General features: G+C 67.6%; 19 protein-coding genes and 1 pseudogene. 14 read left to right on the plus strand and 6 right to left on the minus strand.

The window, feature by feature from the left end; all coding sequences use genetic code 11:
• Positions 1–16 precede the first annotated feature (16 nt).
• The 3 genes from ACFSC3_RS09775 to ACFSC3_RS09785 are packed head-to-tail and all read left to right on the plus strand — an operon-like array spanning position 17 to position 5,536.
• Positions 17–748, plus strand: a complete 732-nt coding sequence (locus tag ACFSC3_RS09775; protein ID WP_380940218.1) for an ImuA family protein — start codon at positions 17–19, stop codon at positions 746–748.
• On the plus strand, positions 669–2,222 hold the full coding sequence (locus ACFSC3_RS09780; RefSeq protein WP_380940219.1) for a DUF6504 family protein: 1,554 nt from the start codon (positions 669–671) through the stop codon (positions 2,220–2,222). Before ACFSC3_RS09775 ends, ACFSC3_RS09780 begins: the two co-directional genes overlap by 80 nt.
• Positions 2,219–5,536, plus strand: a complete 3,318-nt coding sequence (locus ACFSC3_RS09785; RefSeq protein ID WP_380940220.1) for an error-prone DNA polymerase — start codon at positions 2,219–2,221, stop codon at positions 5,534–5,536. The genes ACFSC3_RS09780 and ACFSC3_RS09785 overlap by 4 nt, the downstream gene beginning before the upstream one ends.
• On the opposite strand, the gene ACFSC3_RS09790 is transcribed toward ACFSC3_RS09785, so the two are convergent.
• A complete protein-coding gene (locus ACFSC3_RS09790; protein WP_380940221.1) occupies positions 5,529–6,332 on the minus strand; it encodes a hypothetical protein in 804 nt (267 codons plus the stop codon). The two genes, ACFSC3_RS09785 and ACFSC3_RS09790, sit on opposite strands and share 8 nt — an antisense overlap.
• A gap of 166 nt (positions 6,333–6,498) precedes the next feature.
• On the opposite strand from ACFSC3_RS09790, the gene ACFSC3_RS09795 reads away from it, so the two are divergent.
• The 4 genes and pseudogenes from ACFSC3_RS09795 to ACFSC3_RS09810 all read left to right on the plus strand — a co-directional run bounded on the left by ACFSC3_RS09795 (position 6,499) and on the right by ACFSC3_RS09810 (position 8,834).
• Positions 6,499–7,155, plus strand: coding sequence for an SOS response-associated peptidase family protein (locus ACFSC3_RS09795; RefSeq protein WP_380940222.1), 657 nt, complete (start codon positions 6,499–6,501; stop codon positions 7,153–7,155).
• Between the two features lie 24 nt (positions 7,156–7,179).
• Positions 7,180–7,767 (plus strand): alpha-ketoglutarate-dependent dioxygenase AlkB, encoded by a 588-nt coding sequence (locus ACFSC3_RS09800; RefSeq protein WP_380940223.1) that lies wholly within the window; start codon positions 7,180–7,182, stop codon positions 7,765–7,767.
• Complete coding sequence (locus ACFSC3_RS09805) at positions 7,757–8,101, plus strand: hypothetical protein (RefSeq protein WP_380940224.1); 345 nt, start codon at positions 7,757–7,759, stop codon at positions 8,099–8,101. The genes ACFSC3_RS09800 and ACFSC3_RS09805 overlap by 11 nt, the downstream gene beginning before the upstream one ends.
• Before the next feature lie 77 nt (positions 8,102–8,178).
• A pseudogene (locus tag ACFSC3_RS09810) lies at positions 8,179–8,834 on the plus strand (SOS response-associated peptidase).
• 33 nt (positions 8,835–8,867) lie between these two features.
• Here the strand turns inward: ACFSC3_RS09810 and ACFSC3_RS09815 are convergent.
• The gene (locus tag ACFSC3_RS09815) at positions 8,868–9,809 is read right to left on the minus strand and encodes an AraC family transcriptional regulator (RefSeq protein ID WP_380940225.1); all 942 of its coding nucleotides are present in this window, start codon (positions 9,807–9,809) and stop codon (positions 8,868–8,870) included.
• Positions 9,810–9,896: 87 nt separating this feature from the next.
• Here ACFSC3_RS09815 and ACFSC3_RS09820 point away from each other — a divergent pair, with 87 nt between their 5' ends.
• Positions 9,897–10,856 carry an alpha/beta hydrolase family protein gene (locus tag ACFSC3_RS09820; protein WP_380940226.1) on the plus strand — a complete coding sequence of 320 codons (960 nt, stop codon included), beginning with the start codon at positions 9,897–9,899 and terminating at the stop codon, positions 10,854–10,856.
• A 44-nt stretch (positions 10,857–10,900) separates the two neighbouring features.
• Here the strand turns inward: ACFSC3_RS09820 and ACFSC3_RS09825 are convergent, their stop codons facing one another.
• Both ACFSC3_RS09825 and ACFSC3_RS09830 read right to left on the minus strand, forming a co-directional pair.
• The gene (locus ACFSC3_RS09825; protein ID WP_380940227.1) at positions 10,901–11,668 is read right to left on the minus strand and encodes an alpha/beta fold hydrolase; all 768 of its coding nucleotides are present in this window, start codon (positions 11,666–11,668) and stop codon (positions 10,901–10,903) included.
• A gap of 107 nt (positions 11,669–11,775) precedes the next feature.
• On the minus strand, positions 11,776–12,267 hold the full coding sequence (locus tag ACFSC3_RS09830; RefSeq protein WP_380940228.1) for a helix-turn-helix domain-containing protein: 492 nt from the start codon (positions 12,265–12,267) through the stop codon (positions 11,776–11,778).
• 47 nt (positions 12,268–12,314) lie between these two features.
• Between ACFSC3_RS09830 and ACFSC3_RS09835 the strand changes: the two genes are divergently transcribed.
• The 3 genes from ACFSC3_RS09835 to ACFSC3_RS09845 all read left to right on the plus strand — a co-directional run bounded on the left by ACFSC3_RS09835 (position 12,315) and on the right by ACFSC3_RS09845 (position 15,315).
• Positions 12,315–12,848, plus strand: coding sequence for a hypothetical protein (locus ACFSC3_RS09835; protein ID WP_380940229.1), 534 nt, complete (start codon positions 12,315–12,317; stop codon positions 12,846–12,848).
• A gap of 347 nt (positions 12,849–13,195) precedes the next feature.
• The gene (locus tag ACFSC3_RS09840) at positions 13,196–14,248 is read left to right on the plus strand and encodes a DNA cytosine methyltransferase (protein ID WP_380940230.1); all 1,053 of its coding nucleotides are present in this window, start codon (positions 13,196–13,198) and stop codon (positions 14,246–14,248) included.
• A 14-nt stretch (positions 14,249–14,262) separates the two neighbouring features.
• The gene (locus tag ACFSC3_RS09845; protein ID WP_380940231.1) at positions 14,263–15,315 is read left to right on the plus strand and encodes a hypothetical protein; all 1,053 of its coding nucleotides are present in this window, start codon (positions 14,263–14,265) and stop codon (positions 15,313–15,315) included.
• A gap of 883 nt (positions 15,316–16,198) precedes the next feature.
• Here the strand turns inward: ACFSC3_RS09845 and ACFSC3_RS09850 are convergent.
• Positions 16,199–16,933: an SDR family NAD(P)-dependent oxidoreductase gene (locus ACFSC3_RS09850; RefSeq protein WP_380940232.1), complete on the minus strand. Its 735-nt coding sequence runs from the start codon at positions 16,931–16,933 to the stop codon at positions 16,199–16,201.
• 128 nt (positions 16,934–17,061) lie between these two features.
• Between ACFSC3_RS09850 and ACFSC3_RS09855 the strand changes: the two genes are divergently transcribed.
• On the plus strand, positions 17,062–17,373 hold the full coding sequence (locus ACFSC3_RS09855; protein WP_380940233.1) for an ArsR/SmtB family transcription factor: 312 nt from the start codon (positions 17,062–17,064) through the stop codon (positions 17,371–17,373).
• A gap of 112 nt (positions 17,374–17,485) precedes the next feature.
• Positions 17,486–19,759 carry a GH92 family glycosyl hydrolase gene (locus ACFSC3_RS09860; RefSeq protein ID WP_380940902.1) on the plus strand — a complete coding sequence of 758 codons (2,274 nt, stop codon included), beginning with the start codon at positions 17,486–17,488 and terminating at the stop codon, positions 19,757–19,759.
• A gap of 23 nt (positions 19,760–19,782) precedes the next feature.
• On the opposite strand, the gene ACFSC3_RS09865 is transcribed toward ACFSC3_RS09860, so the two are convergent.
• Complete coding sequence (locus ACFSC3_RS09865) at positions 19,783–21,159, minus strand: MmgE/PrpD family protein (RefSeq protein WP_380940234.1); 1,377 nt, start codon at positions 21,157–21,159, stop codon at positions 19,783–19,785.
• A gap of 83 nt (positions 21,160–21,242) precedes the next feature.
• On the opposite strand from ACFSC3_RS09865, the gene ACFSC3_RS09870 reads away from it, so the two are divergent.
• Entirely contained in the window at positions 21,243–22,478 is a 1,236-nt protein-coding gene (locus ACFSC3_RS09870) for an alpha/beta hydrolase family protein (protein WP_380940235.1), read from the plus strand.
• The last annotated feature ends 8 nt before the right edge of the window (positions 22,479–22,486 follow it).

A 22,486-nucleotide genomic window follows, 5' to 3' on the forward strand; every position in this document is an offset into this window, starting at 1 on the left:
CGAGTCCATCAGTGCCATGCTCCAGTCCGTCGTCCTCGAAGATCTGCGTGCGCGCATCGCGCGGATCGAGGGCACGGGCGCCCGGCACGGCGCTATCCCATTCGGCGTGGATGCGCTCGATTCGCGTCTTCCGGGAGGCGGGATCGCCACGGGCGCGCTGCATGAGGTGGCTGGCGGTCCCGACATCGCCGACGACGCCAGCGCCACCATCTTCCTAGCCGGGATCCTCGCCCGCATCGAGGGTCCGGTGCTCTGGTGCCTGAGGTGGCGCGACCTGTTCGCGCCGGCGCTCCACCTGGCTGGACTCCACCCCGACCGGGTGATCCACGTCGAGGCCGGGAGTGACGCGAACGTGCTGCTGGCGATGGAGGAGTCGTTGCACCACGCCGGCCTCGCGGGCGTCGTCGGCGAGATCGGCAGATACTCGACCACCGCGTCGAAGCGGCTGCAGCTTGCGGCCGAGGCATCGGGCGTCGCGGCGTTCGTCTTCCGCCGGTCGTCGAGGATGGATCAGGCGGCCGAGGGGACGGCGGCGGTCACGCGGTGGCGGATCACGGCCGTGCCGAGCCAGGACCTCGGCATCCCCAGCCTCGGACGTCCGCGCTGGCGGGTGGAGCTCGAACGCGCGCGCGGCGGGAACCCGCACGCCTGGATCGTGGAGGGGTGCGATGAGAAGGGTCGCATCGGTCTTCCTGCCGACGTGGTCGACCGACCGGTTGCGCAGGACGGCCGCCAAGTCGCGGCCTGAGGCCGGCGCGCCCGCGGTCGGTCCGCTCGCGACCGCGATCCCGGTCCACGGCCGCCGCGTGATAGCTGCGGTCGACGCGGCCGCGCGCGCGCTCGGGGCGGCGCCGGGCATGACGGTGACGAAGGCGCGGATGCTCGCGCCGGGGCTTCAGGTCGTCGATGCCGAACCCGAGGCGGACGCGGACGGCCTGCGCCGTCTCGCGCTGTGGGCGGGGTCGCGCTATTCGCCGCTTGTGGCGCCCGATCCGCCCGACGGCCTGTGGATCGACGTCACCGGCTGCGCGTCGTTGTTCTCGACCGAGCGCGCTTTGCTGAAGGATCTGCATCGCCGCGCGTCCGCATTCGGCCTCACGGTCCAGATCGCGGTCGCCGATACGGCGGGCTGCGCACATGCGGTCGCGCGCCACGTGCCGGCGGGGCGGCCGGTGACGGTCGAGCCGGGTGAGCACCGCAAGGCGATCGCATTGTTGCCGGTGTCGTCGCTCAGGCTCGAGCAGCCGACGGTGGAGGGCTTGCGCAAGCTCGGGTTCGACCGGATCGAGCAGTTGATCGGCGCGCCGCGGGGGCCGCTCGCCAAGCGGTTCGGGCGGGCCCTGCACAGGCGTCTCGACCAGGCGCTTGGCAACATGCCCGAGCCGATCGAGCCGATCTTCCCGGAGCACCTTCCCCGAGCGCGACGCGCGTTCATGGAGCCGATCGCCACGCCGGAGGCCTTCGGCCGGGTGATCGGCGACCTCGCGGCCGACGTCGTCGGCCAGTTGGTCCGCGTCGGCAGGGGGGCGCGCCGCCTCGACTGCCTCTTCCACCGCGTCGATGGGCATTTGCAGGCGGTCCGCGTCGGCACGGCGACGCCGACGCGCGACGATTCGCACATGGCCAAGCTGCTTCGCGCCAAGGTCGAGACGGTCGAGCCGGGGCTAGGCATCGAGGCGATGACGCTCATCGTCCCGCTATCCGAGGCGATGGGCGCTTCCCAGCGCGACGGGCTGGAGACCGGCATGGGCCGGGGTCCCGACCTCGCGTCGCTCGTCGACGCGCTGTCCAACCGCTTCGGCAGCGGCAGCCTCCACCGCGCGGCGCCGCGCGCGGGTGCGATGCCCGAGCGCTCGGTCGATCGGCCAGTCGCGCTCGCGGTGCCGGGCGGCGTCGCCTGGGATGACGACCTGCCGCGGCCCGCGCGCATGCTCGCGCGGCCCGAGCCGGTCGACGTGATCGCGCTGCTGCCCGACGACGCCCCGCGCATGTTCGTCTGGCGCGGCCGGCGCTTCCCGGTGACGCGCGGCGACGGCCCGGAGCGGCTTTACGGCGAGTGGTGGCGCGACGGAGGCGTTGAGGGCGAGCGACCCTATACGGTGCGCGACTACTACCAGGTCGAGACCGCGACGGGCGGTCGCTACTGGCTGTTCCGCCTCGGGGACGGGGTGAACCCGTCGACCGGCCCGATGCGCTGGTTCATCCACGGCGCGTTCGCATGAGCGGCGGCGGGCCGGCCTATGTCGAGATGCAGGTCACGACGCACTTCAGCTTCCTGCGCGGCGCGTCGAGCCCCGAGGAGCTGTTCGCCGCCGCCGCGCTGCTCGGGCTGCCCGCGCTCGGGGTCGTCGATCGCGGATCGGTCGCCGGCATGGTCCGCGCCTGGGACGGCGAGAGGACGACTGGCGTGCGCGCGATCGTCGGGACGCGCCTCGATCTGACCGACGGCACGGCGCTGTGCGTCTACCCGGCAGACCGCGCGGCCTATGCCCGCATGTGCCGCCTGCTGAGCGCGGGCAAGACGCGCGGCGGAAAGGGCGGCTGCGTCCTGGGCTGGGCCGACGTGGAGGAATGGAACGAGGGGCTGATCGCCCTGCTCGTGCCGGACCGCGCGGACGCGGTGGCGGAGGAGCAGCTCGCCCGGACGCGGCGCATCTTCGGCGACCGCTCCTACATGGCGCTGACCGTGCGCCGCCGCCCGCGCGACGCGGTCCGCCTGCGCGACCTGGCGGCGCTCGCGGCGGTCGCGCGCGTTCCGACCGTCGCCACCAACGACGTGCTTTACCATTCGCCCGACCGCCGGCTCCTGCAGGACGTCGTCACCTGCATCCGCGAGAAGTGCACGATCGACGAGCTCGGCGACCGGCGCGAGCGCTTCGCCGACCGCCATCTCAAGACGGCGGAGGAGATGGAGCGGCTGTTCCGGCGCTACCTGAAGGACGCGTCGCCGGTGGCGCGCAGCGTCGAGATGGCGGCGCGCTGCGCGTTCAGCCTGGCTGAGCTCAGGTATCAGTATCCCGACGAGATCGCCGAGCCGGGCCGCACCCCGCAGCAGGAGCTCGAGCGCCTGACGTGGGAGAAGGCACCGGTCCGCTATCCCGGCGGCATCGACGGCAAGATCCGGACCCAGCTCGAGCACGAGCTTCGGCTGATCGGCGAACTCGACTACGCGCCCTACTTCCTGACCGTGCACTCGATCGTGGCCGAGGCGCGCCGCCGCGGCATCCTGTGCCAGGGCCGCGGGTCCGCGGCGAACAGCGCCGTCTGCTACGTGCTCGGCGTCACGTCGATCGACCCGGTGCGGTCCGAATTGCTGTTCGAGCGCTTCGTGTCGGCGGAGCGGCGCGAGCCGCCGGACATCGACGTCGACTTCGAGCACGAGCGCCGCGAGGAGGTCATCCAGTGGATCTACGAGACCTACGGCCGGACCCGCTCCGCGCTGACGGCGGTCGTCACCCGCTACCGCGCCCGCGGCGCGGTCCGCGAGGTCGGCAAGGCGCTGGGGCTGAGCGAGGACATGACCGCCGGGCTGTCGTCGTCGGTCTGGAGCTTCAGCCGGGAGGGCGTGGAGGAGAAGCACGCCGAGGAGCTGAACATGGACCTCGGCGACCGGCGGCTGACGCTCACGCTGGAGCTGGCACGGCAGCTGATCAACACACCGAGGCACCTGTCGCAGCATCCCGGCGGCTTCGTGCTGACGCGAGACCGGCTCGACGAGCTGGTGCCGATCGAGCCTGCCGCGATGGAGGACCGGCAGGTCATCGAGTGGGACAAGGACGACATCGACGCGCTCGGCTTCATGAAGGTCGATGTGCTGGCGCTGGGGATGCTCAGCTGCATGCGCCGCGCCTTCGAATTCATGGAGAGGGACAAGGGGGTCGAACTCGATCTGGCGAGCATCCCGGCCGAGGATCCCGAGACCTACGCCATGATTCGCAAGGCCGACACGCTCGGCGTTTTCCAGATCGAGAGCCGCGCGCAGATGGCGTCGATCCCGCTTATGGCGCCGACGACGTTCTACGACCTCGTCATCCAGGTGGCGATCGTCCGGCCCGGGCCGATCCAGGGCGACATGGTGCACCCCTATCGCCGCCGCCGGGCCGGACTCGAGGAGGTGACCTACCCGACCGAGGAGTTGCGGCGCGTCCTGGAGAAGACGCTCGGGGTGCCGCTCTTCCAGGAACAGGCGATGCGCGTCGCGATCGAGTGCGCGGGGTTCTCGGCGTCGGAGGCCGACCTTCTCAGGCGCGCGATGGCGACGTTCAAGCTGACCGGTGGCGTGAGCCACTTCAAGGACAAGCTGATCGACGGGATGATCGCGCGTGGATACGAACGCGCCTTCGCCGAGAAGACCTTCAGCCAGATCGAGGGCTTCGGCTCATACGGGTTTCCGGAAAGCCACGCGGCCAGCTTCGCGCTGATCGCCTACGCCTCGTCGTGGATCAAGTGCCACCACCCCGACGCGTTCTGCGCCGCGCTGCTCAACGCGCAGCCGATGGGGTTCTACGCCCCGGCGCAGATCGTCCGCGACGCGAGGGCGCACGGCGTCGAGGTGCGCCCGATCGACGTCAACTCCAGCCGGTGGGACTGCACGCTCGAGGAGAGCGACGGACGGTACAAGGCGGTGCGGCTAGGGCTGCGCATGGCGCGGGATCTGAGCAACGCGGACGGCGCGGCCATCGCCGCCGCGCGGGGCGACGAGCCCTATTGCTCGGTCGAGGAGGTCCAGCGCCGCGCCGGCGTCGGACGCGGCGCGCTCGACCGGATCGGCGACGCCGACGGGTTCGGCTCGATCGGGGCCAGCCGCCGTTCGGGACTGTGGGAGGTGAAGGGCTTGGGCGACGCGCCATTGCCGCTGTTCGCCGCCGCCGACGAGCGCGACGGGCTGCTGCGCCGCGAGTCGGTCGAGCCGCAGGTCGAGCTGGCCGAGATGGGTGAAGGGGCCGAGGTGGTCGAGGACTACCGCGCGTCCGGTCTGTCCCTGCGCGCGCATCCGCTCGCGTTCCTGCGCGACGAGCTGAGGGCGCGCCGGATGATCACCTGCGCGGAACTGCGTGGCGTGAGGGACGGGCGCTACGTCGAGCTCGCCGGGATCGTGCTGGTCCGTCAGAAGCCGGGCTCCGCGAAGGGCGTAATGTTTATCACATTGGAAGATGAGACGGACGTCGCCAACCTCGTGGTGTGGACCAAGACATTCGAGGCGAACCGCCGCACGGTTCTCGGCGCCTCGATGATGGGTGTGCGGGGACAGGTGCAGCGGGAGGGCGACGTGATCCACATCATCGCCAGGAGGCTCGACGACATGTCTTCGATGCTGGCCAGCGTCGGCGGGAGGACGGATGTCGCCGACGTCTACCGCGTCAGCCGCGCCGACGTCGTGAAGCACGGGATGTCGCCGGACCCGCGCGAGCCGGCGGAGCGTCCCCTCGGCAAGGGACCGCGCGACATCTACATTCCGGACCTGCGCCTGGGATCGGGCATCGTGCCCGGCGAGCCGGTGGAAGGGATCAAGGTCCGGACCCGAGACTTCAGGTAGCGGCGCCGGCCGAGTCCGCCACGGTCGAAATCAACTTCTCCAGACCGGGGCAGTTCGCGAGCGAGGATGCCAGCAGGTATTCACGCGAATGCTCCGCCATCGCCGCGTTGATCTTCGCGACGTCGCTCTTCGAGACGGCGCCGCCCCGCGTGCTGTGCAGGGCCACCGACGGCGACAGCGGGATGATCCCGTGCGCTGGCACGTCGGGCACGCAGAATTCACCATCCGCCGCCGTCACCACCCGCCATCGCCGGCCTTCCATTCCCTGCCTGATCCTGTCCATCGCCAGCCGTATAACCGGGCCCATGATGTGGCTCATCGCGAGTGAGCCGTCGCCGCGGAAGGGCGTGATCCCCGCCTTCTCCAGCTGCTCGAGTTCGTCGGGGCTGTAGTCGCGGCGCATCCGCACGAAGTCCTCCTTCGGGCCGATCCGCTGCGTGGGAAGGTGCCTGCGCTCGGCCCTGGCCTGCCACAGGGCGTAGAATTCGCCGATGACCTCGGATTCAGTGTCGTCGAACGCTTCCGGTGGAGCGAGGAGGACCGCGGTCGCCAGGGACTGAAAGGCGTCCTCCTTGTCCTTCATCCAGCCCGCCTCGGGGTCGTGGCCCCAGGCGCGGTCGGCGCAGAACAGCGGATCGTCGGCATTGGACCGGCGACGCACTTCCCGCTTCATGTCCAGGATCTCCACGCCGTCGCCGGCGTCGAACCTCAGGATGCTGGCGCGCGGGAAGACGTGCTGCCTGACGGTCAGGCCGTGGGGGTTGCCCTTCTGCGTCTTCTCGGAGCGCTCTGCCATGCCGACCCAGTTGGGGCGGCCTTCGCCTGTGCGCAACCCGATATGCTGCGGTTGATCGTCCGTCGGTCGATGACGCGGATCATCCGAAGGTCTCGATTTTGTTCCCGTCATGTTCCGTGCTAATGAAGCTCGACCAGCAACTCGACCAGCAAGGAGATTCGAGCCGATGTCGCGGCTCTACGCAAACACCGCCACTATGTCGGAGATCGGAGCGCTGTTCGGGACGCCGGCGACGGATGCCGTGGTGCCGACGCGGACGGTCGAGGGTGGGCCGGGCCTCGCGGTAATGCAGTCGGCGGCCGGTCGCGCTCTGAAGCAGATGACGTGGGGCTTCACCCGCGTCACGACCGAGATGGCGATCCGCAACGAGCCGCCTCAGCGGCTGGGCCTGCTCGCCGACCTGACCAATCCGATGTGGAAGAAGGTGGTGGTCGATACGCGATACCGGTGCCTCATCCCGCTCACGCACTTCGCCAACCCGGCAGGCGACGCGGGCTCGAAGACGAGGACCTGGTTCTCGGTGGAGGGGGAACCGCTGCTCGCCTGGGCGGGCTTCTGCCGTAACACGCCCGAGTTCGGCCCGGTGTTCGCGGGAATGACGATGACCGCGAACGACGCCGTGATGCCCTACAACGACCGCATGCCGGTACTGCTGGCCGCCGATGAGCACGAGCGGTGGCTCCAGAGCTCGATCCAGGACGTGATCGGATTTCAGTTCCGATCGCCGATGGACGCATGCCGGATGATCGTCGAGCACACCGCCGACCGGTGGCGGAGCGACGCGCCGCCGCCTTCTGGTCGGCCGCAGCTCGCCCTTATCTAGTCAACGGCGCTCTGGATCCCTGGCATGGCGACGCTTTTCACCGACCTGTTCGACACGCCCGTCATCCCGGGCCTCTCGTCCGGCGAGGACATCGTCGACCGTGAGGAGGAGGCCGACCTCATCGCCCGGATCGATGCGGAGGCGCTGTCCCCGTTCCGTTTCCAGGGCTGGCTCGGCAAGCGGGTGACGCGGTCGTTCGGCTGGCACTACGACTTCGACGGCGGCGCGCTTGCGGAAGGCGAGCCCCTTCCGAAATGGTTGCTTCCCTTGCGACGCCGGGCGGCATCGTTTGCCGACTTGGGCGAGGACACGCTCGAGCAGGCGCTGCTGATCCGATACGATCCGGGCGCCGGCATAGGCTGGCACCGTGACCGGCCGGTCTTCGGGCATGTGGTCGGCATCTCGCTCGGAGCCGAGGCGACGATGCGTTTCCGGCGCCGTCGACCGGACGGCTTCCTCCGCACCAGTGCGCCGCTCGCGCAGCGGTCGATCTACCACATGGCTGGGGAGGTCCGGCACGAGTGGGAGCATAGCATCGCGGAAATGGACGAGACGCGCTGGTCGGTGACGTTTCGAAGCCTCGCGAACGGCGCTGTTCCGGATGGCCGATGACCGATCTGCGGCAGGCGGCAATCCAGTAACGCCTGATGGACGCTACTTCGTCGTCCGCGGCCGGCTGTGGCGGATGTCCGATCCGGGCCTTGGCGCGACCGAGCGGCAGCGCCTGGTCGACGAACTCATGGACGCCCGTCGCGCGGTCGGCGCGGCGAGGCGCGAAGGCGACGCCGTCGCGGAGAAGCGTGCCCACGCCGCGGTCGATGCTGCGAAGCACGCGTTGGGCGAGCGCGGCCCGGTCTGGTGGGACGACGGGGCGCCGGACCTCAACCGCCACTTGGCGCGCAACACCCCCTATGCCGACTGGTTCGCCGAACAGGGGAAGCGCTGACTCGTCTGCATGTGTGGCGTATTCCTCGGTATTGTGAGGTCAGCTATCGGACATCGGGGCTGGACGCTGATCGAGCCATGAAAGTGGAGGGCCGTTTCATCTGCAATCTCTACACCGTCCGGAAGAGCGCCGCCGAGGTCGCCGCGCACTTCGGCGTCGAGGTCCCGGTGCAGCAGTTCAACGCCCCCGAGGAGAGCTATCCCGGGTCGCCTGGGCTGGTTGTGCGCGAGGAGGCTGGTCGGCGCGTCCTGCAGTCGATGACGTGGGGCTTCCCGCTGCGGCTCGCGACGATGAGGCCGGAGTCGAAGCCGAAGCCCGTCAACAATATCGCCGATCTCCGTAAGAACATGTGGGTCGGCTTGGCCCGGAAACCGGAATGGCGCTGCCTGATCCCCGTGACCGGCTTTGCCGAGGCGGAAGGGGCCAAGGGTGCCAAGACGCGCACGTGGTTCAACGTGAAGGGCCAGCCGATTTTCGCCTGGGGGGGCTCTGGCGGAAGAGCGCCGAGTGGGGCGACGTCTACTCGGGCGCGATGACCGACTGCAACGAGGCGATCCGCCCCGTCCACGACCGGATGCCGGTGCTGCTGATGCCGGACGAATACGACACTTGGCTGAACGGCGGCTTCGACGATCTGCTCGCGCTCCAGCAGCGCTGCTTCCCGGACGACCTCATCGAGATGGTCCGCACCGATCAGCTCTGGTCCGCGCGCAATGCAGTTCCGACTGCCTGATCCGAGGATCGCGGCCATGGGATAGACGGCAGGTTAGACCAGCCCCTCTGTGCCAGCTCCCGCAGCCGGGGCGGCGTCGGTCGCCCTTACCGAACGCAGGTAGGCCGAAGGCGATCGCCCGGTGTATTTCGAGAAGGCGGTGCTGAAAGTGCTGGAGGAGCTGTAGCCCGTCCTCGCGGCGACCTCCGCGGCGCCGTGGTCGCCCAGGAGCCGCCGCGCCAGCAGCATCCGCCAGTGCAGGAGGTAGCGCATCGGGCTCATGCCGACCTGCCTCTGGAAGCGTGTGAAGAAGGCGGTCCTGGAGAGGCCCGCCTCGGATGCCAGCAGCGTCACCGTCCACGCCCGTGCGGGATCGGCGTGGATCGCGCGCAGCGCGGACCCGAGGCGCGAGTCGGCCAGCCCGTTCAGCAGGCCCGGCGTGGGGAGGGAGCCACCCGTCGAGCGGAGCGCCTCGATCAGCACGACCGTCAGCAGGTGCGTCATGACCTCGCCACGCGCGGGACGCTGCGCCCGCGTCTCGCCGTCGATCAGCCGCACCAGCGCGGTGAGCCTGGGTTCGCCGCGAACGATCAGGATCGGCGGGAGGAGTGCCGCCACGAGCGCCGCGTTCTCCGAGCCGAATTCCCCGTACCCGACGATCTGGCGGACGTCGGGTTCGCCTGTCTGCTCGCCGACACGGACCGCGCCAGGCCCGGCGGACACGGGGATCGTCTCGCGGTGGTCGCCCGGCTTGCGGTCCAGACTGAACGTCTCGAACCGGCGCGCCAGTGGCAGCAGCAGGAAATCCCCCTCGCCGATGGTGACGGGCTCCCGTCCCGGCACCGCGAGATGGAAGCTGCCGTCAAGCGCCGCGCAGTAGAACGGACGCTCGACCTCCTCGCGCCGCACGGTCCACGATCCCGCCGCGGTCACCAGCTTCGTGAAACTAGCGACGGGTTCGAGCAGTTCGGTGATCTGGGCGATCGGGTCGCTCAATTGGGACTTTCGGCAAACAATTACGGACTTTGCACCGTAGCGGATACGGACTTCGGCTTCCAGATCGGTCGGGCAAAGGAGAACGAAATGTCCGAACCCACAATCAAGCCCGACCGCGAGCCGCTGCCCGACGCGACGCCGATCATCGCTTACAGCCCGATCATCCTCGACGTGCCCGGACGCCAGGTTCCGCTCGAGGTGAAGGTCACCATGCCTACCACCGGCGACGATCTTCCCATCCTACTGCTGTCGCACGGCCACGGTGCGTCCAACTTCCTGTCGTCTATTCGCGGATACGGGCCGCTTGTGGAATTCTACGCCGCGCACGGCTTCGTCGTCATCCAGGCGACGCATCAGGATTCGAAGACGCTTGCTCTGGATCCGAAGGGTCCGGAGGGAGCCGTGTTCTGGCGTTCCCGCCCCCTAGACTTCCACGCGATCCTCGACCGCCTCGACGAGATCGAGGCTGCCGTCCCGGGATTGGCGGGCCGCACTGACCGCGACCGCGTGGCGGTGGTGGGGCACTCGATGGGCGGCCACACCACCGCCGTGCTCGCCGGCGCGACCGTGACCGACATCCATACCGGCGAGAAGGTCGACCTGTCGGAACCACGGATCTCGGCGTTCGTCACGATAGCCCCCGCCGGCGGCCCCGAGGGCGCCGCTCCCTGGCTGCGCGAGCACTATCCCGAGAGCGTCCAGACCGACTACGGCACGATGACCCGGCCGGTGCTGGTCGTCGCCGGCGACAAGGACTTCAACCCGAACTTCTCGACACGGAAGGACTGGCGCGCCGATGCCTACAACCTGGCGCCCTCACCAAAGACGCTGCTGACCGTGTTCGGGGCCGAGCACATCTTCGGTGGCATCTCGGGCTGGGACGCTAACGAGACGAGCGACGAGAATCCGGAGCGCGTCGCCGAGCTTCAGCGGGCCACCTGGGCTTACGTGCGGTCGGCGCTGTTCCCCGAGGACGATGCCTGGAGCCAGGTCGTCGACGGGTTTGCATCCGACGACGATGCTTTCGCCCGCGTCGACCGAAAGTAGCCGACCAGCCAGCAGAACCACCCACCGGCGGCGGCGCGGTCGACCTAGGGAAACAGGCCGGTCGCGATCGCCGCCGCGAGGCCGTGAGGGTTCTCGAGGCTCATCGAATGTCCAGCGTTCGGGACCACGAGCACTTGGACTCCATTCGATCTAAGCATGTCCGCATCGGGATCCGGGAGGCTGTGCTCGCCGAAGACGAACGTCTTGCGGGCCGGGTGCGTCAGGAAGCCGGCGCGCCAGTCGGGCGACCCGCCTGCCACTAGGGAGGAGGCGCCCCGGTGCACCGCCGCGGCCGAGGCCGCCCGCATCGTTGCGGCCCAGCCCTCGTCGCCGGCGGCCATCGCGTCCTCGCATGCGCGCAGATGGCCGCCATCCACGTAGTCCGCCTCGCTGGCGGCGGCGATCGGTCGGCTGAACTCGCCCCCGCCGCTGTCGAGATTGGCTTCTGACAGGATGAGGCGCCTCACTCTGTCACCGAGCAGGCCGGCGGCGTCGATCGCGACAGACCCGCCCATGCTGTGGCCGTAGATGTCGACTGGGCCGAGACCGATGCCCTCGACGAAGTCGCGGATCACCTCGGCATGGTCGAGCACGCCGTAGCCGAAGGCGGCGGGGCGGTCGCTGTAGCCGTGGCCTAGGAGGTCGATCAGGATGACGTGGCGGCCGTGCAGTGCCGGCGCGCACGCCACGTGCGGATACTCGAGGGAGGATGAGCAGCCGAGCCCGTGCAGCATCAGCAACGGCGGGGTGTCACCGGCGAACTCCAGGTATCTCAGTTTGGAGGCCCCATCGGCGGTGGTGAAAGTCTTCAATGCTCCTCCTCATGCCCGTCTGACGAGTGGCTGCATTTTCGAATCGGATTAGGCGATCGCGCGTTAAGCGTCCGGTGACCGCCCGGCAGGCGATGGCGACGCGGCGGTCACGGCAGGTCCATGACTGGGTCCGCTTGACTGGCAGCGGTAACGCGCAGCGGCATCCAGCGTCGCATCCTGCGCACGGTGCCGAATCCGACGCTCATCGCGGCGTCGCGTGGTCGCGCTCCGGCCAGGATCATCGCCCGGGCTCGCGAAGCCCGCATCGTCGCCACGAGGACGTGCGGACTGAATCCCGTCGCATTCGCCAAGCTGCGATGGAAATGGAACGGGCTGAGCGCGGCCACCGTGGCGAGCTCTGAGAGGTCGAGACGGTTGGTGAGGTTCGCCTCCACGTAGTCCCGGACGCGGGCGAGACGCCTGTCGTCGAGGGCGCCGTCGCCCTTCTCGCGCGCCCTTCCGCCGAACTCGCGAACGAAAAGGCGCGCGTGCAGTCGCTGAACCATCTCCTCGACCTCGAGGTCGGCGTCGGTTTCGGCGTCGAGCACATGTCGCAGCCTTTCGCTGATCGCGGCGCTCGCCGGGTCGGCCGGCTTCATGATGTCACCGAGGTGTTGGCCGGCACTACGTGCTGCAGACGCAGCGCATGGGCACGATCACCGAGACCACCGGTCGATCGGCGAGCTTCCTGCAGGCAACGTCCATGGCGCTGGTGGCGCTCGGCTTCCTCGCACCGGCGACGAACTTCGGTCCGGTCTTCATGGTCTTCGCGGTCCTGCTGCTGCTCGTGCTATTGATGGTCGGCCTCGTCACGTTCCTGCGGTGCGTGCAGCTTGGCGTCGAGGACAGTCGGCTTGCGCAACAGGCCGAGGAGGTCATGCGCTTCTATGCAGAGGCCGCGCCGGCATTGGAGGAGCGGATCGGAGCGCCGCGGAAGTCCGGGGATCCTGGTGAGGCGGCGGTCGGGGTGAAGATTCCTGGTCAGACGCTGCTGACGAACGCCTCGCTCATTGCGCTGGTCGAGGCCGCGCTCTGCGGTGTCTTGGCCGCGCTCGTTGCGCACCTCGCCGGTTCCGGCCTGGCCGTGTGCGCCGTCATCGGCGGCGCCGTTGCCGCGGCCTGCACGTTCACCCTGCTCAGGTTGCAGTCTAAGCTCTGGAACCGGGCGATGGACCGATGACCAGCGGGAGCGATTTGGATCGAAGCACGATCCTCCGGACGCCCAATTCGATGCCCGCGGGTTGTGGTCAGCGACGTGCCTGACTACGGTCGGCCTACCCCTCTCGGTGTTCGCGCGGTAGCTTCCTTCCTTGGAAACCGGGGGCACGGTCGGGGGCTCGGGGCTAGCCGCTCCGCGATAAATTTCGTTCCATCACAATTGGATAGTGTCTCTGGTGTGGCTCCCTCCGTCTCCGCCAATCTTGCGATCCGGAAGCCCGTCCGCTGAACCCGGCTATGCGCCTTAAGTTTTGGGAACTAAGCCGGAACAAACTTGCCTATGTGAGCCGGCCGGGTCATGCTAGGCGTATGAAGGCACTCGATCTGTTTTCCGGCCCTGGCGGCTTATCCATAGGCATGAAACGCGCCGGTATCGAGCCCGTGGCATGCGTCGAGAAAAGCAAAGACGCCGTTGCCACTTACGATGCTCACACGCCCACCGCTGAACATTTCCGGTCGGACATTCGCAGCATTTCGTTCGAACGCTATCGCGGCAAGGTTGACGTAATCTTCGGCGGGCCACCGTGCCAGCCGTTCTCAACCGGTGGCTTGCGGAAGGGCACCGCCGACCCCCGCAACATGTTCCCCGAATTTATGCGTGCACTGAAGGAAGTTCAGCCCGCCGCTTTCTTGGCAGAAAACGTGCCGGGCTTGGCGACGCGCAACCGCGTCCAATACCTTGCCGAACTGTTGGCTGAATTTGAAGCGTTAGGCTTCAACGTGTCGTGGCACGTCGTATCGGCAGCAGACTACGGTGTTCCGCAAAAGCGTCGTCGCCTTATCATTGTGGGCATGAAGAAGGGCGCGTTTTGGTTCCCGAAGCCGACGCATGGACCGGATGCCCACACACCGCACGTCGCGTCCGGCAGCGTCATCGACAAGGCGTCGCCGCTTGGCGAACCGCCAGACTGTCCGGTCGTCTATGCGAAGTATCCGGACCCGCGCCGAAGCCCCTACGCCGGGCATGTCTATAACGGCGGCGGGCGACCAATCGACCTTAGCGCGCCATGCCATACGATATTGGCTTCGGCGGGCGGCTATAAGACGCATTGGATTGATACGATGGACATTGCGCCTGACTATTCGGTGCACTTGATGGCAGGGGGCGCGCCACGCGACGGCACGGTTCCCGGTGCGCGCCGGATGACGTTGGAAGAATCGGCGCTAATCCAAACCTTCCCCGCCGATATGTGGTTCGCCGGTTCGCGGTCATCGCAATATACCCAAGTTGGCGACGCCGTTCCGCCGATGCTCGGCCACGCGCTAGGTGTGGCACTGCAATGCCAGCTTGAAGGCGCGACGATTTCGCCGATGACGCATTATCAGCCCGAAGCTTCATTGCCGCTGTTGGTGGCGGCGTAATGCCCCGGAATGTGTTGGTCGAACGCGCGGTTGACGTTGCGCTTGAACGGCTGGACGCCTTCATTGAAGGCGAAAAACTAACGGCCCTGCCCGCCGCTGCGGCGCGCGCGGCGATGGACGGCCAGCTTGGCCACGGGTCCAACAGCGTTCGCTTAGCGTCGCTGTTCTTCGTCTTTTATGCGACGGTAGATCCCGCATGGGATTGCAATTCGATTCCGACCGGCATTCGCGGCACCTACGGCGACAAGCGGTTGGCGACGCAACTTGGCCTTCGCAGCATCACGCTTCACAACGCCATTACAGCCTTCGGCGAAAATCTTGGCTGGAAAGGCAACGTCACCAATTCCCGCCTTCAGAACGACGTGCGGTTCGACGCCTTTGCCCGCGCGCTCGCCGGCCTGGACGCCGAACAGCGCAAGCTATCCGCCGACTATATGGCCGCAAGGTTCGCCGAAAGCCGCAAGGTCATCGCGCCGCTACCGCCGGTTGGCGACGACGTGCTAACCTACGCCCGTGCGTGGAAGCTGTTCTATTCGCTGATTGCCATTCCGTCTGAAGGCAACGTTCAGCAATTCCTTATCGCAGCGTTGCTCTTCGTCCATCGCCAGCGATACGGCTACGACATTCGGACGCATCACGTTCATGCGTCCGACCGCTTCGACACGACAGCGGGCGACATTGAAGAACTGCTGAACGGCGACCTTGTGCGCGCTTACGAAGTGACGGTCCGCCCTGATTGGAAGAACCGCGTTGGCGACTTCCGCAAGAAGATGGACGGTGCGAACCTTCGCAAATACACCATCATAGCGTCGAACGTGAACCGCGACGACGACCTTGCCGAACCCGCCGAAATGATCCGCTTCCTTGCGCCCTATGGCCGCGACATTGCCGTTGTCGATATTCACGACTTCGCCAACGTGTTCGCGATGGAACTGACGGCGGACGAACTGCGCCGGGCGGTGACGCAAACGTATAGCTATCTGACGACGCCTAGCCTTTGCGGGCGAGCGGATATTGTCGATAAGTTTAACGAAGCGGTCGAAGGTTGGTTGGACGAAGCCGGCTAACTGCTAGAGGTGGGCAACTGGCTGGCTTTGCGCCAAGTCGTGCCTTTCGTGCGATAAGAACGCATGAAAGAATGGAGGCGACGCTTTGGTGCTTTATCTGGTAAAATCAATAGCTTACGAAGCAGCGAAGGCGGTCTCCGTCTCCGCCATCCAGTTTGCAAGTTTTTGCGGTAACTGGAGAAGTCCCTAAAAATGGGGCAGTTCCGCGGTCCTTCCGTACAAATCTCTCCAGCAGAGAGTCAGCTGATAACCATCGATACGGTTTTCCGTACGGGGATTCACTGCGTCTTCAGGGCGCGGTACGGGAGATGATGCAGCAGCATTCCGCTGCGATCGACGGGCTGCGGCCCACTTCAGGGTCGCCGTCGGTTTATCTGCCGATCATCCCGCGTGCTGGCGTACCTCGCGAGTATGACCCAATGCCCGCCGAAAGTAGCAATCTTTCTTGCCCAACTGTTTTGGCAAAATGTCGGGCGCCTGACCTGCGAGAATGGCCGCAATCAAAGGTTCTTGACGAGCTTCTGGCTGCTAAATGCCCTGTGCAGTAGCAGGCGCATTGCAGGCTGCCGCGAAACTCTCGCAGGCGTCCCTGCGGGACGATCTGCCCCCTTTTGCGGGTTCGTGCAGCCAATGCCCCAAAGTGCATCCCACGCGTTGGCGACGAAAATCAGCCACCTTCAATCGGTCTGACGTTCAGTCGAGATCCCAGCCCTTCTCGGCGACGGTAAACTCGGGGATGTCATTGCAGGTTCGAACGGCGACGCGTCGGCTGTCTATGCGCGGGTCGAGCAGCTTACTTTAGGCTGACAGCAGCCCAGTTTAGACCGCCTGACAGCCAGCAGTGTCGCCGCTTACGGTTGCCGTGAGCGGCGATTGCTTTGCATCAGGCCGCTGCACCGCCATCGATATTCAGAGTCGTGCCGGTGATATAGGTGGCGTCCGGTCCCGCGAAGAACGCTACGGCACCGGCGATCTCCTCGACCCGGCCATAGCGGCCGAGCGGAATTGCTTCGATCATCTGCTGGGCGAACTCGCTGTCGGCGGGGTTCATGTCGGTGTCGATCGGTCCGGGCTGCACGGTGTTGACAAGGATGTTGCGCGGCGCGAGGTCCTTGGCCCAACCGCGGGCGAGGGCTGCCACCGCCGCCTTCGTCGCGCTGTAGACCGAGGTTGCCGGAAACGCCTTATCGCCCGAGATGCTGCCGATCAGGATGATCCGCCCGCCGTCATTCAGGTGCGGCAGCGCGGCGCGCGTACCGACGTGCAGGCCCTTCACATTGACGCCGAACTGGCGGTCGTAGGTCTCGTCGCTATCATCCGCGACCGTCGAGAATTCGGCGACACCGGCATTGTGGACCAGGATATCGATCCCGCCGAGCGCCGCTGCGGCCTGTTCGACCCCGGCCCGCTGCGACACCGGATCGGCGGCGTCGGCCTGCACGGCGAAGGCGGTGCCGCCCGCGTCGCGGATCGCTGCGACCGTCGCGTCGGCCGCCGCGGTATTGCCGGCATAGGTGATCGCCACCGTCGCGCCATCGGCCGCCAGCCGCCTGGCGATAGCCGAGCCGATTCCGCGCGATCCGCCGGTGACGAGCGCTTTCCTACCCTTAAGTGACATGACTAATCTCCAAATCTCGCCCGCGATCACGGCGTCGTGCGCTGTCAGCCGGCAAAAGATGGGGCATCGATTAAACAGTTCAATATTCCCGAACTATTAAATTATGCCGAGACGCCTATATGCCTTTCATGCCCCGCTTCACCCATCCCCGGCTGGAGGACGTGCCGCTCGATCTGGCGCTCCACGCCTTGGCCGATCCCAATCGGCTGGGCATGGTCGCGCGGCTCGCCGCGACCGAGCGGCTGAGCTGCACCGATGCCGCACCGTGCGACAGCATCCCGAAGAGCACGCTTTCCAATCACCTGAAGTTGCTGCGATCTGCTGGCCTGATCGAGACGACGCAGTCCGGGCGCGAGATGATCAACACGCTGCGCCGTGACGACTTCGATCGCCGATTCCCGGGGCTGCTCGACGCGGTGCTCGCCAACGCCGCGACCTGATCCCGGAACTCGACCTCCCTCCCGCGGACGGGGTTGGCACGGCCGTCCGGCTCGGCGACAATGCCGCCCAAATAGCGAGAGGCTGGATACGATGCGGTGGATTATCCCGGCCATGATGCTGTTGTCCGCCGCGGCGCCCACGCAGCGTGGGACGATGGCCGATGTCGATCCCTTCATCGGTACGGGTGGGGAGGGGCATACCTATCCCGGCGCCGTCGCCCCGTTCGGTATGGTGCAGCTGTCGCCCGATACCGACACGCGCTGCGTAATTCGCGAATGCTACCGCCACGCCGCTGGCTATCGCTACGACGACCCGACGATCGAGGGCTTCAGCCACACCCATTTCTCGGGCGCGGGACATTCGGATCTCGGCGACCTGCTTGTCATGCCGGTCGCTGGCGACGTCGTACCGATGGAGGCCGGAACACCGGAGGCGCCGGGCTATCGCTCGGCCTTCCGCCATGCGACCGAAGTGGCGCGACCGGGCTATTACGCGGTGACGCTCGACCGGCCGGGCGTGCGGGCGGAGCTGACCGCAGGGACGCGGATCGGCGTGCATCGCTATCGCTTTCCCGCTCGAAAGGCGGCCCACCTCGTCCTCGACCTGCGCTCGTCACTCTACAATTACCCGGGCAAGACCCTGTGGTCGGGGCTGCGCCTGCGACCCGATGGCATACTGACCGGGTTCCGCGAGACTCGCGGATGGGCGCCGGGGCGGAAGTTCTTCTTCGCGATGCGCTTCTCGGCGCCGCTCACGGGTCACGCGCTAGACAATCGCGAGACCGACGTCGCCTACAAAGGCTTTCAGGGGCCGGGCCGTGGTAGCGATGCGGTGGCGGAGCGACTGGGCCGGGCGCTCGTCGCGCGGCTCGACTTCGGTCCGCTCGACCGCCCGCTGGAAGTGAAGGTCGCGATCTCCGGCGTGGACGAGGCCGGCGCGGTCGCCAATCTGGCAAGCGAGCCTGGCGACTTCGAGGCGGTTCACGCCCGCACCCAGGCCGCCTGGGGCCAGGCGCTGGGCGCCGTCGAGCTGACCGGCAAGCCAGCCATGCGCCGGATGGTGTCGACCGCGCTCTACCACAGCCTGCTGGCACCGAGCGTGTGGAGCGACAGCGACGGCCGCTATCGCGGGCCTGACGATCAGATCCACCGTGCCGACGGCTTCACCTTCCGCTCGACCTTTTCGCTGTGGGACACGTTCCGCGCGCAGCATCCGCTGCTGACACTGGTGCAGCCGGAGGCGGTCAACGCCGAGATCGTCCGTTCGCTTGTTGCCAGCCGCGCCGCCAGCCCCGACGGTATCCTGCCGGTCTGGCAGTTCCATGGACGCGAAACCTGGACGATGATCGGCTATCACGCGGTGCCGGTGATCGCCGACGCTTATCTGAAGGGTATCCGCGGCTTCGATGCCGACGCCGCGCTGGACTCCATGGTCGCCAGCGCCAGCTATGCCCCCTACGGCGGGCTCGGCGAGTATATGACGCGCGGGTACGTGCCCATCGACCGCGAGCCGGAAGCGGCGTCCAAGACAGTCGAATATGCCTATGACGACTGGACCATTGCGCGGATGGCGGCGGCGATGGGGCGACGCGACGTCGCCGCTGCCTTCGACAAGCGCGCTGGCAACTGGCGCAACAGCTTCGATGCAGACACCGGCTTTCTCCGCGCGCGCAAGGCCGACGGCAGCTGGCGCGTGCCCTTCGATCCGACCGCGATCAACTACGGGTCGGACTATACCGAAGGCAATGCGTGGCAATATAGCTGGTTCGTCCCCCACGATCAGGCCGCGCTGTTCCGGGCGATGGGCGGCGACGCGGCGGTCGTCGCCAAGCTCGACCGCATGTTCGACTATGACAATTCCAAGCTCGACTACAGCCATGCCGAAGACATCGCCGGCCTGATCGGACAGTATATTCACGGCAACGAGCCGAGCCATCACGTCGCCTATCTCTACAGCTACGCGGGCCAGCCCTGGCGCACACAGGAGCGGCTGAAGCAGATCGTCGACAGCCAGTACAGGGCGATCCCCGAGGGGCTGTCGGGCAACGACGATCTGGGGCAGATGTCCGCCTGGCTGGTCTTCACCGCGCTCGGTTTCTATCCGGTCACGCCGGGGACGAACGAATATGTCATCGGCCGCCCCTTCCTCGACCGCGCCACGCTGACCCTGCCGCGCGGGAAGCGCTTCACCGTCATCGCGCGCGGATTGGGCGACGCCAATCGGTACGTCGGATCGGTGCGTCTCAACGGCCAACCGCTTCAGCGCGGCTACATCCGGCACGACGAACTACTGGCTGGCGGGACGCTGGAATTCCGCATGTCGCGGACGCCGAACCGAAGCTGGGCAACCGCGCCGGCCGAGCGGCCCTACTCGATGACGCGCTGATCGCATACCGGCACGAAGTTGGGTTACCACGTCAGGAAATCTGCACTCCCATCGACGGCCAGGATCGTGTCCGCAAGACGCGTGGCCTGTGGCCGGCTCAGCGGCATCGCTGCCCGCGTCGCGCAATCGACGAATTTGGCGCGCAAGTCGTCGTCCGACATCGGGCGATCGGGGTGGCCGGCAGCCTGTGGTATGGCGAGGTGCAGCCGCTGGCCATCCTGCGTCACGATCGTGACGCTCCCGCTCGCAGCCTGCGCGCGCCCCCAGGCCGGATTTCGGAGCGGGACGACCTTATCGGCGAGGGCGCGAACCTCCGGATCGGACAGAGACGCCGGAGCGAATGTGTCGAGCGTCACGGTTCCGTGGACCAGCGCCGCGGCGACGGTGAAGGGGATCGAGAATTTGGCATCGATCGCGCTCGACGGCGCGACCTTCGTGGCGCGTGGTTCGACCAGCATCTCCTGCACCGGGCCGATCTCCACCTCGATCCGCGCGATGTCGGCAAGCGCGATCCGCGACCGGAGGGCAAGCGCCGCCTCGATATAGGCGTGCGTCCCGCGACAGGCCGGCCAGGGCTTGAAGCTGACCTCGTCCCCCAGGAAGCGCGCGCCGATGTCGGCGAGCAGCACGTCGGCGCGGAGACCACCGCCGTGAAGCGCGAAGAAGCCGCCACGGCCCTCCAGCGGGGCCGCGAAGGCACGGACGCCGCGCCGGGCGAGCAGCGCGCCGCTGACGGCCGCACGCGCGGCAAACCCCTCCCGCACGCCACGCAGCCGGGTGTCCGCATCGAACTTTATCTCGGCCGGAAAACTTGCCTGGCACAAGGCAAGGCCGATCGCCTGGACGATGCCGTCAGCGTCGAGGCCGAGCAGCTTGGCGCATCCCGCCGCGGCGCCGATCATTCCGGCGAACGGCGGCGGATACCAGCCGCCGTCCTCGAACGGGCGCGCCGGAGCGAGACTGATGCGGCACGCCAGGTCGCTGCCGAGCGCCATCGCGGTCAGAAACGCTCGGCGATTGATTGTAGGATGCGCGTCGGCGATCGCCAGCAGCGCAGGCACCAGCGCGGCATTGGGGTGTGCGGGGCCGGCGTCGAACGTGTCGCCGAAATCGAGCGCATGGCCGAGCGCGCCGTTCGCGAACGCGGCGGCCGCCATCGGCACCCGCGTGTCGCAGCCGAGCAGCCGAGCGTCCGGCACGCCGCCGTCGGCGATGGCTTGGTCCCGGAACGGCTGCGCATCGGGCGCGAGCGCGGTCGCCGCAAGCATGACGCCCATGGCATCGACTAGCGCCCGGCACGTCGCGTGGCGAGTGGCCTGCGGCAGATCGTCGAAACCGGTCGCATCAAAATGTTCGGCGATACGGCGTGTCACGGGCTGGGCGGTTGCGTCGGTCTCCATATTTTGCAAACGCTTTCATTTGTGGATCACGGAAAGCAAGCGGAAAGCGACCGGTGGCTATGAAGCGACATTTGGTATCCCTGATGTTTGTGATCGCGGCAGTCGCGCCGGTCGAGGCACAACGGGCGCCGTCCCCGGTGCCGGCCCGGTCCGGCGGAATGCGGTGGGAGGGTGAACGCCCCGCCAACTGGAACGGGACGTTGCTGCTCTGGAGCCGCGGCTATTCGCCGGTAGCCGGTCGGCCGGAGAGCGCTCCCGCCGCTCTGAAGACGGCGCTGTTGGCCGAGGGCTATGCCATCGCGGGATCCGATTACGGCAGCGGCGGCTGGGCGCTGGCAGAGGCGGTGCCGGCGCAGCGCGCGACGATCGCGGCCTTTGCGGCCCGCTATGGCAAGCCGCGGCGAGTGATCGCCTGGGGCTATTCGATGGGCGGACTGGTGACGACCGCGCTTGCCGAGCAGCGTCCCGCAGCGATCGACGGGGGCGTCGCCCTGTGCGCGTCGATCGGTGGTGCGCTCGGCATGATGAACATGGCGCTGGATGGAGCGAGCGCCTTTCGGACGCTGATCGCCCCGGATGCAGGCATTCGGATTGTCGACGTCGATGACGACATGGCGAACGGCAAGCGCGTCGCGACCGCGCTGGCTGCAGTCTCGGGAACACCGTCGGGGCGGGCGCGGATCTCGCTGGCGGGCGTGCTCGCGGGCATCCCCGGGTGGACCAGCCCGGACCGGGCCGAGCCCGCGGCGACCGACTATGCAGCGCAGGCCGACGAGATCGCGCGCAGCTTTGTCCGGGGCGTGTTCCTGCCGCGGGTGGATCAGCAGGCGCGGGCGGGGGGCGCCTTCTCGTGGAACGTCGGCGTCGACTATCGCCAGCAGCTCGCGCTGTCCGGGCGCCGCGAGATGGTTGCAGCCCTCTATCGTGCCGCGGATCTTGATCTCGATGCCGATCTGGCGCGGTTGCAGGCGGCGCCGCGCATCGCCGCGACGCCCAGGGCGGTCCGCTACATGATGGCCCATTACACGCCAAACGCGCGGCCCACGGTGCCTCTCGTCGCGGTTCAGGCGGTCGGCGACGGCCTGACATCCCCGTCGTTGCAGCGAGGCTATGTCGACGCGGCGCGTGGCGACGTCCGCAGCCTGTGGGTGCGGGGAGCGGGGCACTGCACATTCGCCCCGCAGACCGTACTCGCCAGCCTGCGCTATCTCGACGCGCGGTTGACACAAGGCCGTTGGCCCGCGCGGCCGGCCGGTTTCGTGGACCATACGCCGCCGCCGATGCTGCGACCGTGTGTCCGTGGCGGGCGGTGCCGCTAAAGCACCAG

This window comes from Sphingomonas floccifaciens (genome assembly GCF_042681125.1).
GTDB classification, from domain to species: Bacteria; Pseudomonadota; Alphaproteobacteria; order Sphingomonadales; family Sphingomonadaceae; genus Sphingomonas; species Sphingomonas floccifaciens.